This is a genomic window from Parvimonas sp. C2 (assembly GCF_035282405.1).
Classification (GTDB): domain Bacteria; phylum Bacillota; class Clostridia; order Tissierellales; family Peptoniphilaceae; genus Parvimonas.
The window spans coordinates 486194-502218 of record NZ_JAYKBP010000001.1 but is presented as its reverse complement, the minus strand read 5'-3'; the positions used below and the strand labels follow the sequence as shown (position 1 = coordinate 502218).

General features: G+C 27.4%; 18 protein-coding genes. 13 read left to right on the top strand and 5 right to left on the bottom strand.

The window, feature by feature from the left end; genetic code table 11:
• Positions 1–25: 25 nt before the first annotated feature.
• From VJI95_RS02460 to ruvB, 6 genes are all read left to right on the top strand, one after another.
• Positions 26–1330 carry a glycoside hydrolase family 73 protein gene (locus tag VJI95_RS02460; protein WP_324010114.1) on the top strand — a complete coding sequence of 435 codons (1305 nt, stop codon included), beginning with the start codon at positions 26–28 and terminating at the stop codon, positions 1328–1330.
• A gap of 27 nt (positions 1331–1357) precedes the next feature.
• Positions 1358–2287: a DMT family transporter gene (locus VJI95_RS02455; protein ID WP_324010113.1), complete on the top strand. Its 930-nt coding sequence runs from the start codon at positions 1358–1360 to the stop codon at positions 2285–2287.
• Positions 2288–2400: 113 nt separating this feature from the next.
• Positions 2401–2919 (top strand): hypothetical protein, encoded by a 519-nt coding sequence (locus VJI95_RS02450; RefSeq protein WP_323998842.1) that lies wholly within the window; start codon positions 2401–2403, stop codon positions 2917–2919.
• A 132-nt stretch (positions 2920–3051) separates the two neighbouring features.
• Positions 3052–3546 (top strand): crossover junction endodeoxyribonuclease RuvC, encoded by a 495-nt coding sequence (gene ruvC, locus VJI95_RS02445; RefSeq protein ID WP_324010112.1) that lies wholly within the window; start codon positions 3052–3054, stop codon positions 3544–3546.
• A gap of 7 nt (positions 3547–3553) precedes the next feature.
• Positions 3554–4153 carry a Holliday junction branch migration protein RuvA gene (gene ruvA / locus VJI95_RS02440; protein ID WP_324010111.1) on the top strand — a complete coding sequence of 200 codons (600 nt, stop codon included), beginning with the start codon at positions 3554–3556 and terminating at the stop codon, positions 4151–4153.
• Between the two features lie 8 nt (positions 4154–4161).
• Positions 4162–5169, top strand: coding sequence for a Holliday junction branch migration DNA helicase RuvB (ruvB, locus tag VJI95_RS02435; RefSeq protein ID WP_004833004.1), 1008 nt, complete (start codon positions 4162–4164; stop codon positions 5167–5169).
• A 77-nt stretch (positions 5170–5246) separates the two neighbouring features.
• On the opposite strand, the gene VJI95_RS02430 is transcribed toward ruvB, so the two are convergent.
• Positions 5247–6404 (bottom strand): hypothetical protein, encoded by a 1158-nt coding sequence (locus VJI95_RS02430; RefSeq protein WP_324010110.1) that lies wholly within the window; start codon positions 6402–6404, stop codon positions 5247–5249.
• Entirely contained in the window at positions 6391–7026 is a 636-nt protein-coding gene (locus tag VJI95_RS02425; RefSeq protein WP_324010109.1) for an ABC transporter ATP-binding protein, read from the bottom strand. Before VJI95_RS02425 ends, VJI95_RS02430 begins: the two co-directional genes overlap by 14 nt.
• A 212-nt stretch (positions 7027–7238) precedes the next feature.
• On the opposite strand from VJI95_RS02425, the gene queA reads away from it, so the two are divergent.
• The 7 genes from queA to VJI95_RS02390 all read left to right on the top strand — a co-directional run bounded on the left by queA (position 7239) and on the right by VJI95_RS02390 (position 12674).
• Positions 7239–8282, top strand: coding sequence for a tRNA preQ1(34) S-adenosylmethionine ribosyltransferase-isomerase QueA (gene queA / locus VJI95_RS02420; RefSeq protein ID WP_324010108.1), 1044 nt, complete (start codon positions 7239–7241; stop codon positions 8280–8282).
• On the top strand, positions 8282–9400 hold the full coding sequence (gene tgt, locus VJI95_RS02415; RefSeq protein ID WP_324010107.1) for a tRNA guanosine(34) transglycosylase Tgt: 1119 nt from the start codon (positions 8282–8284) through the stop codon (positions 9398–9400). The genes queA and tgt overlap by 1 nt, the downstream gene beginning before the upstream one ends.
• A 2-nt stretch (positions 9401–9402) precedes the next feature.
• Positions 9403–10089 (top strand): SdpI family protein, encoded by a 687-nt coding sequence (locus VJI95_RS02410; RefSeq protein ID WP_324010106.1) that lies wholly within the window; start codon positions 9403–9405, stop codon positions 10087–10089.
• Between the two features lie 171 nt (positions 10090–10260).
• Positions 10261–10626, top strand: coding sequence for a GntR family transcriptional regulator (locus VJI95_RS02405; RefSeq protein ID WP_269755411.1), 366 nt, complete (start codon positions 10261–10263; stop codon positions 10624–10626).
• Between the two features lie 2 nt (positions 10627–10628).
• Positions 10629–11459, top strand: coding sequence for an ABC transporter ATP-binding protein (locus tag VJI95_RS02400; protein ID WP_324010105.1), 831 nt, complete (start codon positions 10629–10631; stop codon positions 11457–11459).
• Positions 11460–12062: an ABC-2 transporter permease gene (locus VJI95_RS02395; RefSeq protein ID WP_324010104.1), complete on the top strand. Its 603-nt coding sequence runs from the start codon at positions 11460–11462 to the stop codon at positions 12060–12062.
• Between the two features lie 9 nt (positions 12063–12071).
• Positions 12072–12674, top strand: a complete 603-nt coding sequence (locus tag VJI95_RS02390; protein ID WP_324010103.1) for a hypothetical protein — start codon at positions 12072–12074, stop codon at positions 12672–12674.
• Between the two features lie 153 nt (positions 12675–12827).
• Here the strand turns inward: VJI95_RS02390 and VJI95_RS02385 are convergent, their stop codons facing one another.
• From VJI95_RS02385 to VJI95_RS02375, 3 genes are read right to left on the bottom strand one after another with little or no spacing between them, the layout of a single operon-like run.
• Positions 12828–13943 carry an ABC transporter permease gene (locus VJI95_RS02385; protein WP_323998827.1) on the bottom strand — a complete coding sequence of 372 codons (1116 nt, stop codon included), beginning with the start codon at positions 13941–13943 and terminating at the stop codon, positions 12828–12830.
• Positions 13943–14986, bottom strand: a complete 1044-nt coding sequence (locus tag VJI95_RS02380) for an ABC transporter permease (protein ID WP_324010102.1) — start codon at positions 14984–14986, stop codon at positions 13943–13945. The genes VJI95_RS02385 and VJI95_RS02380 overlap by 1 nt, the downstream gene beginning before the upstream one ends.
• A complete protein-coding gene (locus VJI95_RS02375; RefSeq protein WP_324010101.1) occupies positions 14986–15915 on the bottom strand; it encodes an ABC transporter ATP-binding protein in 930 nt (309 codons plus the stop codon). The genes VJI95_RS02380 and VJI95_RS02375 overlap by 1 nt, the downstream gene beginning before the upstream one ends.
• Positions 15916–16025: the final 110 nt, after the last annotated feature.

Here is a 16025-nt window from a genome sequence, read left to right as displayed (position 1 = left end):
ATAAAATAATTAATAGGAGGTATTTATGAAAATAAAAAAGAAAGTTTTAGTGTTTTCTTTATTGTTGTCAAGTGTATTAGTTTCTAAGGATACATTTGTTAGAGAAAAAATAGTCGAGGCTGCAGAATATAGACATAAAATATTTTATGGGGATGACGGGAAGCCTGCAAACTGGTGGTACGATGACGGTAAAGATTGGTACTTTTTCCAAAACGGAAAGAAACATAATGGATATGGAAAAGATGCTTCCGGAAAGAAATTTTTTGACAACGGAAAATATGCAAACTGGTGGAATGACGATGGAAAGGAATGGTATTTTTTCCAAAAAGGTGAAAAACATAGTGGTTATGGAGAAGATGCTTCCGGAAAGAAATTTTTTGACAACGGAAAATATGCAAGCTGGTGGCATGATGATGGTAAAGACTGGTACTTTTTCCAAAACGGAAAGAAATATAATGGATATGGAAAAGATAATTCTGGAAAGAGATTTTTCTACAATGGGAAATATGCAAATGGTTGGTGTGAAGATGATGAAGATTGGTTCTTCTTCCAAAATGGATATAAGCATTCCGGCTATGGAATAGACGCCAATGGAACTAAATATTTTTACAATGGAAAATATGCTGGTGGCTGGTATGATGATGGAAAAGATTGGTACTTTTTCAAAGATGGATCAAAACATCACGGATATGGAACAGATGGCAACGGAAAGAAATATTTTTACAATGGGAAATATACAGACGGCTGGTACGATGATGGAGAAGATTGGTACTTTTTCAAAAATGGTGAAAAATTTACTGGACGAGCTAAAGATGAGTCAGGATATAGAGACTTTGTAAATGGGAAATATAGAAGAAAATCATTTAACAATGCTTTTATAGATAAGATTTATCCTGGAGTTTTAAAAGCTGTTAAAGGTAAAGGGTTGTTCCCTTCAGTGGCAGTTGCACAAGCTTGTTTGGAAACTGGATTTGGAAAAGATAGTTTATCTCCTCCACCTATTTATAATTTATTTGGAATAAAAGCTCCTAAAGGTACTCCACCTTCAAGATATCATGAAATAAGAACTGCAGAATATAAAAATGGAGTAAAATATTATATTACTGCTAGGTTTATGAAATTTACAGGATATGATGAAGCTTTTGAATATTATGCTAAGCTATTTACAAAGAACAAATGGTTAAGAAATTATTATTCAGGTGTATTGTCTGCCAGAACTCCGGAAGAAGCTGCAAGAGCATTAACAGGTACTTATGCAACTGATCCTAATTATGGTAAAAAGCTTCTTAACATAATTGATAAGTACGGATTAAGAGAATTAGATAAATAAATTTTTCCGAATGGAGTAAAACCTTAGATGAAAAAATTTAAGAACGAATTTATCGGACTATCTTCAGGATTTCTGTGGGCGGTCAATGGTATAGTATTTTCTTTGCTGATGGGAAGCGAATTGATTAAAAACTATAATGTGGAAATTATATTTTTTCTACCTTTAGTTTTTGCAGGATTTAATGACTTATTTGCGGGATTACTAGTTCTTGGATATAATGGATTTTTAGGAAAATTGAAGATGATATTACCTGCATTGAAGACAAAGACTGGTAAATGGGTCTGCTTTGCGGGTTTAATTGGAGGACCTGTTGGACAGTGCTCATATATAATGGGGATTTCTCTGGCAGGTCCTGCTTATGCAATTCCAATTTCTGCATTATGTCCAATGTTTGGTACTATTTTATCATTTATATTTTTAAAAGAGAAAATTAACTTAAAAACTATTGTTTGTATTATTGGTTGTATTATTGGAACATTTGTTCTTTCTTATACGAAACCCACAGGCAATTACCCTTATTTTTATCTTGGAATTTTATTTTCTTTACTTGCAGGTTTTAGTTGGGGACTTGAAGCAACTATTGTAAGTTTTGCAACAAAAGAGGAACTTGAAGAGGAAATAATACTAAATATAAGGGAGATAATATCTGGAATTAGTATATTGTTTTTAGTTTTACCTTGTTTAAATTTGTTTGGTAGCTTTATTACAACAATACGAAGTATTGCTATAATAAGATATTTACTCTTTGCTGGATTTTTTGCAAGTTTAAGTTATTTACTTTATTATAAAGGAATGAACTTAAATGGAGTTCCAAAGGGAATGGCTTTAAATAGCACTTTTAGCTTATGGAGTGTTGTTTTATCGGTTATTTTTTTATCTACGCCACTTACCGTAACCTTATTGATTGGTGTTGCTATAGTAACTATATCAGTAATAGGTTTATCATTTAGTGAGTAAAAATTCGTTTGATGGTATATAAAATATTTTAATAATTTTATGGTAAAGTATTTATTTAAAATTGAAAATGTAGTATAATAAATATATACGAAAAATAAAAGGAGGAAATTTGTATGCATCCAATGTTACAAAAAAGTGTAGACACAGGTTATATGAAAGAAGAACATGGTCTATACATCGAAGAAGCTATTGCTAAAGGAGAAACTTTAATTATTTCAGGACATAGATCTGCCGGAATAAGACCGTTTATGGCAGCTGTTATGGCTGTTGCAAAAGGTTCACATAAGACTGTTCAAGTTAAAGACGAAGCTGGAATCGAAGCTGCAAGTGATGTAGATTATATTTTAATTCCTGCACTTACTGAAGAAAACTGTGAATCAATGGTTCAAGCTGCTTTTAATAAAAAAGGAATGTCAACAATTACTTTTAAAGAAACTGAACTTAAATATTCAATGATGAAAATCATGAAAACTCAAGCTAAAGAAGTTGGAGATTTGAATAAAGTTGTTCATTTAATTGAATGTAGAAAATTAGATGGTATTCCACATTTAATCAACTTTAGTAAAATGACTTATGACGAAAAAGGAAAAGTTAAGAGAGAAGATTTACTTAGTTGTGAAGATTACGAATAAAAATATGAGCAAGAATTTTAATTCTTGCTTTTTTTGTGCATAAAATTCCTTTATGATAAAATCATAAAAGTGTTGCAATTGAAAAAATATGTTTTTTATGTTATCATATTTGATAGTATTGGAGGATTTTTTGTGATTATTTTTGGATTAGACCCCGGAATTGCAATTGTTGGTTATGGAATTATTGAGGCTATCGGGAATAGAGTACGACTTATCGATTATGGAGTAATTGAAACAAAAGCAGGAATTCCACTTCCTGATAGGCTTAAAAGCATTGATGAAGAATTGAATAAATTAATTGATTTACATAATGTTGATGAACTTGCAATTGAAGAGCTTTTCTTTAATAAAAATGTTAAAACTGTAATAAATGTTGCACAGGCAAGAGGGGTTGAAATTTTATCTTTTATAAAGAAGAATATTTTAGCTTATGAATATACTCCTTTACAAGTTAAACAGGCTATTACAGGCTATGGTAGGGCGGATAAAAAGCAAATGCAGGAGAGTGTTAAGATGATTTTTAAACTTAAATCCGTTCCAAAACCGGATGATGCTGCAGATGCTTTGGCTATTGCACTTTGCCATTTTTTTAGCTTAAAATTTAAAGAACAATTTAGAATGAAATAGGTGTTTTATGTACGAATATATTAGTGGAGAACTTAAATTTATCTATAATGATTATATTGTTATAGATAATGGTGGAATAGGTTATAAGATTTTTACTTCCAACAATACATTATTTAATGTAACAGTTGGAGATTTTTATACAATTTATGCAGATTACATAGTTAAAGAAGATTATGTAGCTCTTTTTGGTTTTAAAACTATGGATGAACTTTCAATGTTTAAATTACTTGTAAGCGTAAATAGCATTGGTCCAAAGGTTGCATGTGGAATATTATCCTCAATGTCTGTTGATAGTTTAAAATTGACTATTGTAAATGGAGATGCAGTTGCTCTTGCTACAGCCAAAGGTGTGGGCAAGAAAACAGCACAGAAAATTATTTTGGAATTAAAGGATAAAATTTCAATTGACAGTATAAGTAGTAAAGATGTTTCAGGTATGGAAACAACTTTAGATAGTGGAAAAGACTTGGAAAAGAGAGAACTTGTTTCTGATGCTTTAATTAATTTAGGATTTATGAAAAATGATATTGAGAGATTTCTTTCAAGTATAAATATTGATGAAATGGAAATAGAAGATATAATTAAACTTAGTATGAAAAAATTATAGGTGTTAGTATGTTTGAAGATTATGAAGATAGAATTATAGGGACGGGTTTTTCAAGAGAAGATATTGAAATAGAAACCAGTTTAAGACCGAAATGGATTGATGAATATATTGGTCAAGAAAAAGCAAAAGAAAGACTTAAAATCTTTATTGAGGCAGCAAAAACTAGAAATGAGCCTCTTGACCACAGTTTGCTTTATGGTCCTCCGGGACTTGGAAAAACAACTCTTGCAAATATAATAGCAAATGAAATGGGAGTTAATATCAGAGTTACTTCGGGGCCAGCAATAGAAAAGCCAAGTGATCTTGCAAGTATTTTGACGAATTTAAGTAAAGATGATGTTTTGTTTATAGACGAAATTCACAGAATAAATAGAAGTGTTGAAGAAATCTTATATCCTGCAATGGAAGACTATGCACTTGATATAATAATAGGAAAGGGTCCAAGTGCCAGAAGCCTTAGAATTGACCTTGAAAAATTTACTTTGATAGGGGCAACGACAAGAACAGGACAACTTACAGGTCCACTTCGTGACAGATTTGGAATTATGTTGAGTCTTGAATTATATAGTATTGAAAACTTACAAAAGATAATTACAAGATCTGCAGGAATTTTGGGAATTGAAATTGAACCTGAGGGAGCACTTGAAATTGCAAGACGTTCCAGAGGAACACCAAGAATTGCAAACAGACTTTTAAAGAGAGTTAGAGACTTTGCTCAGGTTAAGAGAAATGGAAAAATTGATTTACAAACCAGTAAAGACGGACTTGATATTTTAGAAGTGGATTCTCTTGGACTTGACACAATAGACAGAAAAATAATAACTACAATAATAGATAATTTTTCAGGGGGTCCTGTTGGAATTGATACAATAGCAGCTTCAACAGGCGAGGAGAGAATTACAATCGAAGATGTCTATGAACCTTATTTACTACAAATAGGATTTCTAAGTAGAACAAGTAGAGGAAGAATTGTAACTGAAAAAGCATATAAGCATTTTGGAAGGATAAAAAAGTAACGATTATTAAACCGTTACTTTTTTTATTGTGGAACAACAAAATTTTCCGACACTACCCAATGGAAAAAATTAGGGAATTATACTATTAAGTTAATTCCAATTATTGCTAGTATTAAGTTTACAATTGTAATTGTAACTATATCATTTCTATTGTATTTATAATTCTTTTTTTGTATATAATTTGATACTACAATTGTTGAAAATATAGTAACTAATGATGATATAAGGATTAGTTTTCCAGTTAAAATAATTCCCAATTTAAAATAAATTATCGGTAAGAAAAAAATTATTGAAGTAAAATGAAGTTTTAAATTATCTATTATTTTAATTTTATTTATATTTTTTAATGAATTTTTATTATATATAAAATTACAAATATTATGTTCTATTCTAAAAATGTTAAACAAATTTAAAATACCATTAAGAACAATTGAAATAGCAAAGAAAATTATTATATTTTCAAGGGTTTCTCTCCAAACGGTTATAAAAGATATTGTATAAAAAAGTGAGATATTTTTTATAAAATTTCCACTTCGTATTATGTATAAAAAATTATATCCAAAATATTTTTCTGAATTTATTAAAAGTTTTGAAAAATTATGTTTTTTAATATAATTTGATTTTATAGAATTTAATATTTTTATTGATATATAGACAGATACAAAAAATACTAAAAAGTAAACAAAAAAAGGAATTTTATTTGCAAAATTTTTTATCATTTCTCCCGTTCCTTTTTTTACAAATACTAGAAGCAAAAAAATTATACTAAATCTAATCAATAGTAAAAATGACTGAAAATCAATTTTATTGAATATTTTTCTTAGTCCTATAACAATTAAAAATAGCAAGGATACAATTGTCATATAGAATAGGCTTAAGTTTATTAAATCTAATCTGTATGGAATATATACAAAAAAGCCGACGATTAAAGATATGATTAAACTCTTTGAAGAATAGTATTTTTCTATTTCATCAGTTTTTAATTTTCCAAAAAATGATTTTAGTTTTACTTTGCTGTTTAAATTATAGTTTGGAAAGATAAATTCAATAATTATTGTAAAAAATAATAAACTTTTTAGAAGATACATATCTTCATATTTGCCAAACAGAATAAATCCAATATGAATTAATGAAATTATAAACAGTATCAATGCAAAAAATTCTATTAGGTTAAAATTATTTTTTATTTTAAATCTTTTCCTAAATATTTCAAAATTTATTTTAAATACATTCAAGAATTTCACTCTCCAATTTTTCTGTACTTTTATCTAAAATTTTTACAATTTTTCCGTCTTTCATTATAAAAAATTCATCACATATATCTGAAAGAGTATCTAAAATATGCGAAGAAATCAAAATGGAACAATCTTTAGAAATCTCTTTTAGATAGGTTTTAAGTTCAAATATATAGTTTATATCTATACTATTAAATGGTTCATCTAGAATTAAAAAATCAAAATTTCGTATAAATATAGGAGATAGGGCGATTTTTTTACTCATTCCCTGAGAAAGATTTGCAATTAATTCATTTTCTTTGTTTTTTAAATTTAATTTTTCTATAACATAATTGTAATTTGAGTTTGTATCATTATATTTTAATAAAAGATTTATAAATTCTTTTACAGTTAAAAACTCGTAGGCTTTAAGATTAGTTGGGATATAAAGAATTTTGTTTTCGTCAATATCCATTTCGATATTACCATTTAAGTTTAAATTATTTGTTATTGCATTCATCAATGTCGTTTTACCTGCACCATTTTTTCCAATGAGTGCATAAATTTTTCCCTTATCAAAACTTAAATTTTCAACATATATTGAAAAATTTTCAAAAGAATGACTCAACTTTTTTAAAATCATAAAACTCTCCTAGTAAAAATAAATAATTATTCTATATAGAATTTGAAAAATGTGCTTGCTATTAAGTTAATTATATTACAAAAATATCTTTTGTCAACGATTTAGTTATTTAGTTAATTCGTTGAGATTAAAAAAATTTGAAAAATATTGAAAAACAAGATATAATATATGCTTGTAGATGTATTTTATATTTTAATAAAGGAAGAGAGTTAATGAATAATTTAAAAACAGATGATTTTGATTTTGAGCTTGATGAGTCTTTGATTGCTCAGTTTCCACTTAAGGATAGATCAAGTTCAAAACTTTTAGTTGTAAATAGAGAAAATTTTGATTTGGAACATAAAAATTTTAAAAATATTGTTGATTATATAAAAAAAGATGATGTTTTGGTAATTAATGATACTAAAGTTATTCCTGCAAGACTTTTTGGAGCAAGACCCGGTAAGAACGAAGCGATTGAAGTTTTACTTTTGAAAAAGCACGAGGATAATACTTGGGAAACTTTAGTTAAGCCCGGAAAGAAAATGAAGACAGGCTCAAAGGTTGAGTTTGGGAACGGAAAATTGCTTGGAGAAGTTGTAGGTATAAGTGAGGATGGAGAGAGATTTGTAAAATTTTCTTATGATGGAATTTTTGAAGAAATTTTGGACGAACTTGGAACAATGCCACTTCCACCATACATTCACGAAAAATTGGAAGAAAGAGATAGATACCAAACTGTTTATGCAAAGCATAATGGTTCAGCTGCAGCACCGACTGCCGGGCTTCATTTTACAGATGAGCTTTTAAAAGAGCTTAAAGAAAAGGGAGTTAAGATTGCAAGAGTTACTCTTCATGTTGGACTTGGAACTTTTAGACCTGTTAAGGTTGATAATGTTTTGGAACATAAGATGCATGATGAGTATTATGAAATTTCAGAAGAAAGTGTTGAAATAATTAATTCTGCAAAGGAAAAAGGAAATAGAATTTTTGCTGTTGGAACAACAAGTGTAAGAACTTTGGAAACAGTTTATAAAAATAATGGAAAACTTGTAGCTTGTAAGGGGAATACGGATATTTTCATATATCCGGGTTTTGAGTTTAAGGTTGTTGATTGTCTTATTACAAATTTTCATTTGCCAAAATCAACTTTAATTATGCTTGTTAGTGCTTTTGCATCAAAAGAGATAATAATGAATGCATATAATGAGGCTACGAAAAATAAATACAGATTTTTTAGTTTTGGCGACGCAATGCTTATTAAAAAGGAGAAATAATGGAATTAAAATACGAATTGATAAAAAAGTCTTCGGATTGTAATGCAAGACTTGGAAAAATATATACAAATAGGGGTGTTATTGAAACTCCGATTTTTATGCCTGTAGGAACGAGAGCGACTGTAAAGGCTATGAATGTAGATGAGTTAAAAGAGATAGGCTCACAAATAATTTTAGGAAATACTTACCATTTATATTTAAAACCCGGTCAAGAAATTATTAGAATGGCTGGTGGACTTCATAAATTTATGAATTGGGACAAACCAATTTTAACAGATAGTGGAGGTTTTCAAGTTTTCAGCCTTGGAGATATTAGGAAGATAACTGAAGAGGGTGTAGAATTCAGATCTCATATTGACGGTTCAAAGCATTTTATTTCTCCTGAAAAATCAATGGAAATTCAAAATGATTTAGGCTCTGATATTATGATGGCTTTTGATGAATGTGCACCATATCCTGCAAGTTATGATTATGTAAAAAATTCTATGGAAAGAACTTTACATTGGTTAAAGAGATGTAAGGATTATCATAAAAACACAGATAATCAAGCACTTTTTGGGATTATTCAAGGTGGAATGTTTAAGGATTTAAGAAGAGAGTCTGCGCTTGCTACAATTGATATGGATTTACCGGGCTATGCTATTGGAGGGCTTAGTGTAGGAGAACCTAAAGAAATTATGGTTGAATATCTAAATTATACAACACAATTTATGCCTGAAAATAAGCCTAGATATTTAATGGGAGTGGGAACTCCGGATTATTTATTTGAAGCTGTTGAAGCGGGTATTGATATGGCTGACTGTGTTCTTCCTACAAGAATTGCAAGAAATGGAACTGCAATGACTTCAAAGGGAAAACTTGTTATAAAAAATGCTAAATATGCGAAGGACTTTGCTCCACTTGATGATGAATGTGATTGTTATGCTTGTAGAAATCACACAAGAGCTTATATAAGACATTTGATAAATGTTGATGAAATATTAGGGGCAAGACTTCTTTCAATCCATAATTTAAGATTTTTACTAAAAACAATGGAAAATATAAGACAAGCAATTAGAGAAGATAGATTTTTAGAATATAAAAAAGAATTCTATAAAAAGTATGGATATGAGGACTAGAAATGAATAAATTTTTAAAATTATTGTTAATTTTAGTGATTACACCGATAATTTTAGCAACAGCAGGCTTTGCTGTATTGCCGTCATCAGTTTTTGCTTATATAAAAGACGGAAAAGAAGTTTTTATCGGATCTTTTATGATTTATACATTCGCTTTAGTAAATGCAGTATTATCATTCTTTGGAATAACATATTTAAGAAGAGTTAGAAAGAAATTTAATGATGAAAATTACCCAACAGGAGTAACTGTTGTAGCTTTTGTAAATTTACTTATTTCTATTATGTGTAATTACTTTACTTTTTCAGTTTTAAAACTTATGTTAAGAAATTCAAAAATGGAAATTCCTTTTTATGTAATTAGATTGGTTTTCACTTTGATTGCAATTTTGACGGCATTATATGGAATTTATTTGAGAAAAGTAAATAGAGATAGTGAGTTTGCAATAAGAAATAAATGGACAATGAGTAATGATATAGTTTTTGGCTTTGCTAATAAATTTTCAGGAATTGTCTTTATAGCGGGTGGAATATTTCTTTCAATAGTATCTTGGATTATTGGAAATCAAAGTCAATTATATATAACAACATTATTTACTTTAATAATTTGTGCAATATCATCAAACTATATAAGTAGAACAATAGGTATGAAATACAAAATGATGTATAAGGAAAAAGACAAGAAAATATAAATTTTTTTAAAATAGAGTGTCAATTAGAAAATATTGACACTTTTTTAGTGGAAAAAATAGAATTAAATTAGAATAATAATATAAAAATATATAATAATTTTATAAAAATGTTGACAAATTTATTTTAAGTGTATATAATGTATATATACAGTAGATAGAGAGGAGGATTATATGTTAATTAATTTATATAAAGACGATAAAGACCCGATTTATTTACAGATTGTAAAACAGATAAAAAAGGAAATTATGAATAAAAATCTACAACAGGGAGATTTATTGCCCTCAATTCGAGCTTTAGCAACAGATTTAAAAGTAAGTGTAATTACGACTAAAAGAGCGTATATGGAGCTTGAAAAGGATGGGTTTATACAAACTGTTGCAGGTAAGGGAACTTATGTTACGAATAAAACTGTAAATGTAATCGAAGATGAATATTACAGATTATTGGAAAACTCAATTAAAAATGTTTACACTTATGCAGATGCTTTAGGACTATCTAAGGAGGAGCTTAAGGAAATTTTTGAAAATTGGAGGTAATTATGTTAAAAATTAAGAATCTTGAAAAAAATTATAAAAATTTTAATTTGAATATGACTTTTGATTTGGAAGAGGGCTGTATTATGGGCTTAATTGGAAAAAACGGCTCAGGAAAGACAACTTTGATTTCCACGATTTTAAATATAATTGTAAAAGATGGTGGAAGTTGTATGATTTTTGGAACGGAAAACAATAAATTAACTCCGATTCAAAGAGAAGATATAGGAATTGTTTTTGATGAAATTCATTTTCCAGACAACTTTAAGATATATGAAATTGAAAAATTTTGTAGTTTAGTTTATAAACATTGGGATACAAGTCTTTTTAGGAAGTTACTTGCTGACTATGAAATAGAAATTATAAAGGAAGTCAGTGAACTTTCAAAGGGAATGAAAATGAAATTGCAATTAGCTGTAGCATTTTCACATAATCCAAAGTTGCTAATTTTAGATGAGGCGACTTCTGGACTTGACCCGATTGTAAGAGATGAACTTTTAGATTCGCTTTTTGAGTTTGTAAGAGACGGTAAACATTCAATTTTAATGTCCTCACATATTTTATCTGATATTGAAAAAATTTCAGATATAATAACTTATATTGACAATGGAAAATTAATTTTTTCCGAATATAAAGATGATTTGCTTGAAAAATATTGCATAGTAAGAGGAGATGAGAGAATTTTAAATGGAATTGCAAAATGTGATATTTTAGGAGTAAAACAAGGTCATTATGGAATTGAAGCATGCATTAATAGAAATTCATTCAAAGGAGAAAATTTTGACAAACCTACATTAGAGGATATAATGATATTTTTAAATAAAGGGGTGATTTAATTGAAAGCATTACTTTATAAAGATATAATAATTTTAAAGAATAATTCTGTGGTAATTTCAATACTATCATTTTTTTTGATTATTGCTATAATATCTGGCAATGTTGATATAGCGTATTTGATTGCGACATTTGGACTGGTAATCTTTTTTATAATCATTTTTGAAAGTGATTATAAGAATAATTTTTATAAATATATAATTTCCAATGCAGTTGATGAAAAATCTATAGTTATTTACAGATATTTTTTGATATTTTCAACTGTAATTTCAGTCTTTTTATTCAACTTTTTAATTGCATTTGTAACTGGTTATGACAAAACATTTTATAGATTTTTGCTTTTTTCAAGTATAAATATTTTGCTTTATGAAATACTTATTCCAATATTTTTTAGATTTGGGAAAATCGCTATAGCTGTTACTAATGTAATTGGGACTGTTATTTATATCGTAGGAGTTTTTTATTTAATAAAAAATAATACTATTTTAAAATTTGAAATTGGAAATAAATTAAATATTTTTATAATTTTAATTATAATTGATTTAATTTTGTTTGTATTTTCTTTTTTATTGAGTTTGAAATTTATTAAAAGAAGGATAAGTTAGGAGTTTGTTATGAAAGGTTTGTTACTTTTAGAATATCTTGAAATAAAGAAAAAATGGTATTTGTTTGCATTAGATTTAATGCTTTTATGTTTAGGGGCTTATCTTGAAATGCCATTCGCCTATATTTTTATAATTTCATTAATTGGAAGTAGAGATGTCGGAAATAATTTTGAAAGAAATAAAAAAATAAACAAATATATTTTAACAACTAAATTTTCAAGAAAAGATTTAATTTTTTCAAAGTTTTTAGTTTCAACTCTAAAAACTTTAGTCTATTTTATTTTTTTATTTGTATTTGTTAGAATTTTTAATTCAAGTTTTTTATTAAGTTTATTAGGATATTTTTTTACGGCTATATTTATAAATCCAATAGTTCAGTATTCATATTTTGTATTTAAAGATAGAGATGATATAGTTCCATTTTTTGTTATGATTGCATTTCCTCTACTTTTTATTTTGTTGGGGTTTAAATATTTACCTAATTATATTGGACTGTATGAAAATATGTATATATTAATATTAAGTTTTATAACTATATTTATTCTAAATATCTTGTGGAATATTTATTTGCTAAAAGCAACTTTTAAGAGTATTGAATGTGAAGATTTTTAGAAAAACTAAAAGAAGTTATAATTTCAAGACCGGTGGTAATGTCAACAAAAACGGCAAATCAAAAATTCCAATAAAACCTATACTAAATATTGCTAGTATAAACATAAAAAAGCACAGACAAAATTTATACTCTGTCTGTGCTCTGAGAAGTCGCTAAGCAACTTCTTTTAATTTGTGTCTTCTTATAAATATTCCCAATAGGGTATAGAATACTATAAATACAGCCTGTGAAGCAACAAATAGTAAAAATTTGTCAAAAGTAATTTCTTCTAAAAACTTTACAAAATAATATTGTGGCATAAATTTTGAAAAATTAATTACTCCTTGTGGGATGTATTGTATTGGGAAAAATACTCCAGATGAAAATGCCATTATCATACTGAATGCAGAGTTTATACCATTTACAACTTTTACATCTTTTGATATAGATACTAATAGTTGCCCGATTGAAATAGCAGTGAAAGAGAAAATAAATACCGCTATACTTGTGTAAAATAATGAATTTTTAGGGATGGAATTTCTTGCCATAAATACAGAAATTGCTAAATAAAAACTCGTTATTATAATGGCGATTATTATTTGAGCAACAAATTGTTGTATTGTTTGTGATTTTTGACTATAAGGGGATAATGCCATTCTCTTTAAAAGACTTTCTTTTTTAAATTCAGCATCTATATTAATAATCACTGAAATAGTACTCATAAAAACAATATAACTTAGGACTGCAAAGGTAATATTAAAAGACTGTTTATCTTTTTCTTGATTGTATAAGTTTGTATCTATTACTTTCACATCAATCTTAGTATTTAATGTATTTAATACTTCTTGTTGATCAACATTTGAGTTAATTCCAGCCAAAGTGTAATTTAAATAGCTTTTTAAATCAATTTTTAAAAATGTTATAGCTGAAGTTTTAGTTGGAGCTAAAATTGAAACAGCTTTTTTATCATTTAGTAAATTTTGTTTAAAGTCTTTTTTAATAACAATATAAGCTATAATTTTATCTTCAACAAGTTGTTTTCTCGCTTCACTATCCGTGATTTTATCTTCTTTAACATTATGTTTTTCTTTTAGATAATTTATTAACGCTCTTGATTCTTCACTTTTGTCTTCATCATTTATCATTATATCTAGTTTTGTTGGTTTAAATTCAGTATCACTATTTTTTGAGCTGGTGAATATAATCAACATAACCATAAAAATCATAAAAGAAAGTATAACTGATTTTATATTTTTAACAAATATTTTCATATAATTCTTGAATATCATTATGCCTTATGCCTCCTCAAACATATTAATGCAATTCCGAATAATACTAAGGAAAACGGAACTACATACTGAATCATTGAAATTAAATAACTGTTGTCATTTGCAATATTTACGCCTAGTAGGGCATTTTCCATGTATATTGCAGGATTTATATACTTTATTAGAGGAAATCCTGAAGCTATAGCATTAGTAACAGCTGGTCCAATCATCCCTGAAGTATAGTTCATTAGTAAAATAATTCCAAGTCCCACCATTGTTTTAGTTTCGGTTTTAGCTTTTAATGTAACAGAAAGCACCATTCCTAATGTAATTCCAAAAAGCATAATTAAAATAATTATAATACTGGAAGCAAAATAGTTTGTTATCAAGGTTATACCAAATACTAATTTTAAATATACAATTAATAATAGGGTATTAAAACCTGTTGATATTAGTGCTGATATTATTCCATTAATTAAGTAACTTGACTTTCTTAAAGGGGAAACTAACATTCTTACAGCAAAATCTGATGAGTCATATAAAAGATTATCTATATGATTAACCCCGTCAAACATTGTATAAAGACTTGTCATAATTATTATAGAATAGAGTATTGTTTCGACTCCTGTAACACCATGGTTTTTGTCTTCTATAAAATCTTTATTTATACTTTTCAATATTTCCCCTTGATTTATTTTTGTTTCATACATTTGTTTTATTTGATCTAGGATATTTTTAACAACCATTATATCGGAACTAGAAGATGCAATTTTTAAGGATAAATCATTTTCTATAAATGCCTTATATTCCTTGTTTTTTATATCTGTTTGAATATCTTCTTTTACTTCTTTAATATTAAGATATGGTATTTGTTTTAAAATTGACATATGTGGATTGCTTTTGTCTATTCCAACATCTACCTTATCAAAAGACTTACCCATATTAGGAATTACAATACAAAAAAATGTAGCTAAAATTAAAGGAAAAAAAGTATTCCAAAAAAAGGTCATTCTATCTCTAGTAATTTGTAAAAAACTTATTTTTAAAGCAGATAAAATTTGCATTATTCTCTAAGCTCCTTTCCAGTCATTTCTAAAAATATATCTTCAAGTTTAGGTTTCTTAGAAAAGATTTCTTCATAAACAACATTATTTTCATCTAGTAGATATATTAACTTTTTAATATTTCCAATATCACTTGAATAACTTAAAGTTACTTGGTTTTCTTTTAGTTCAACATCTATTACTTCATCTTGTTTTTCTAAAATTGATATAATTTCAGGTTTTATAAAACCTACTACTGTAATTTTTTCTTTTACACTAACTCCATTAATTAAAGTTTGCATATCTCCTGTTAATATATTTTTTCCATTATCCATAATAGAAATTCTATTGCAAAGATATTCAGCTTCATCCAAATAGTGAGTGGTATAAAGAATTGATGAGCCTCTTTCTGCTAAATTTTTTATTCCATCTAAGATAAACTTTCTACTTTGAGCATCAACCGCAACAGTAGGTTCATCTAAAATTACAAGTTCAGGCTTATGAGAAATACCACAAGCGATATTTAAACGTCTTTTAAGTCCTCCAGAAAGTTTTTTATGCAACATCTTTTCATGACTTTGAAGTCCTGTAAATTCTATTGCTTCATTAACAAGTTTTTTTCTTTCATTTTTATTTGAAACATAAAGACCGCAGAAATAATCGATATTTTCTTTTACCGTTAAATTTTCAAAAACTGCAAGTTCTTGAGGAACAATTCCGATTTTTTTCTTAATTTCATATTCATTTGAAATATCTTTTTTACCGAAAACCTCAATATTTCCACTGTCATATCTCAAAAGAGATAACATACACATTATAGAAGTTGTTTTTCCACAACCATTAGGTCCAATAAGACCTAAAACATCTCCTTTTTCAAGAGATAAATTAAAATGATCAAGTACTATTTTTTCCTTAAATTTTTTGATCAAATCTTCTACTTTTATAATCATAATTATCACCTCACCAATATTATAGCAATAGTTACTTTAAAAGTTTAGTGCTTTATGTAATTTTTTGCATATGACAAATGTAATTTTTTGAAAAATATGGTAAAATAGAT

Excerpts from the sequence above, each read along its gene's own strand:
- VJI95_RS02460 (WP_324010114.1), top strand. The coding sequence starts at position 26 with ATGAAAATAAAAAAGAAAGTTTTAGTGTTTTCTTTATTGTTGTCAAGT.
- VJI95_RS02455 (WP_324010113.1), top strand. The coding sequence starts at position 1,358 with ATGAAAAAATTTAAGAACGAATTTATCGGACTATCTTCAGGATTTCTG.
- VJI95_RS02450 (WP_323998842.1), top strand. The coding sequence starts at position 2,401 with ATGCATCCAATGTTACAAAAAAGTGTAGACACAGGTTATATGAAAGAA.
- ruvA (WP_324010111.1), top strand. The coding sequence starts at position 3,554 with ATGTACGAATATATTAGTGGAGAACTTAAATTTATCTATAATGATTAT.
- ruvB (WP_004833004.1), top strand. The coding sequence starts at position 4,162 with ATGTTTGAAGATTATGAAGATAGAATTATAGGGACGGGTTTTTCAAGA.
- VJI95_RS02425 (WP_324010109.1), bottom strand. The coding sequence starts at position 7,026 with ATGATTTTAAAAAAGTTGAGTCATTCTTTTGAAAATTTTTCAATATAT.
- queA (WP_324010108.1), top strand. The coding sequence starts at position 7,239 with ATGAATAATTTAAAAACAGATGATTTTGATTTTGAGCTTGATGAGTCT.
- tgt (WP_324010107.1), top strand. The coding sequence starts at position 8,282 with ATGGAATTAAAATACGAATTGATAAAAAAGTCTTCGGATTGTAATGCA.
- VJI95_RS02410 (WP_324010106.1), top strand. The coding sequence starts at position 9,403 with ATGAATAAATTTTTAAAATTATTGTTAATTTTAGTGATTACACCGATA.
- VJI95_RS02405 (WP_269755411.1), top strand. The coding sequence starts at position 10,261 with ATGTTAATTAATTTATATAAAGACGATAAAGACCCGATTTATTTACAG.
- VJI95_RS02400 (WP_324010105.1), top strand. The coding sequence starts at position 10,629 with ATGTTAAAAATTAAGAATCTTGAAAAAAATTATAAAAATTTTAATTTG.
- VJI95_RS02390 (WP_324010103.1), top strand. The coding sequence starts at position 12,072 with ATGAAAGGTTTGTTACTTTTAGAATATCTTGAAATAAAGAAAAAATGG.
- VJI95_RS02385 (WP_323998827.1), bottom strand. The coding sequence starts at position 13,943 with ATGATATTCAAGAATTATATGAAAATATTTGTTAAAAATATAAAATCA.
- VJI95_RS02380 (WP_324010102.1), bottom strand. The coding sequence starts at position 14,986 with ATGCAAATTTTATCTGCTTTAAAAATAAGTTTTTTACAAATTACTAGA.
- VJI95_RS02375 (WP_324010101.1), bottom strand. The coding sequence starts at position 15,915 with ATGATTATAAAAGTAGAAGATTTGATCAAAAAATTTAAGGAAAAAATA.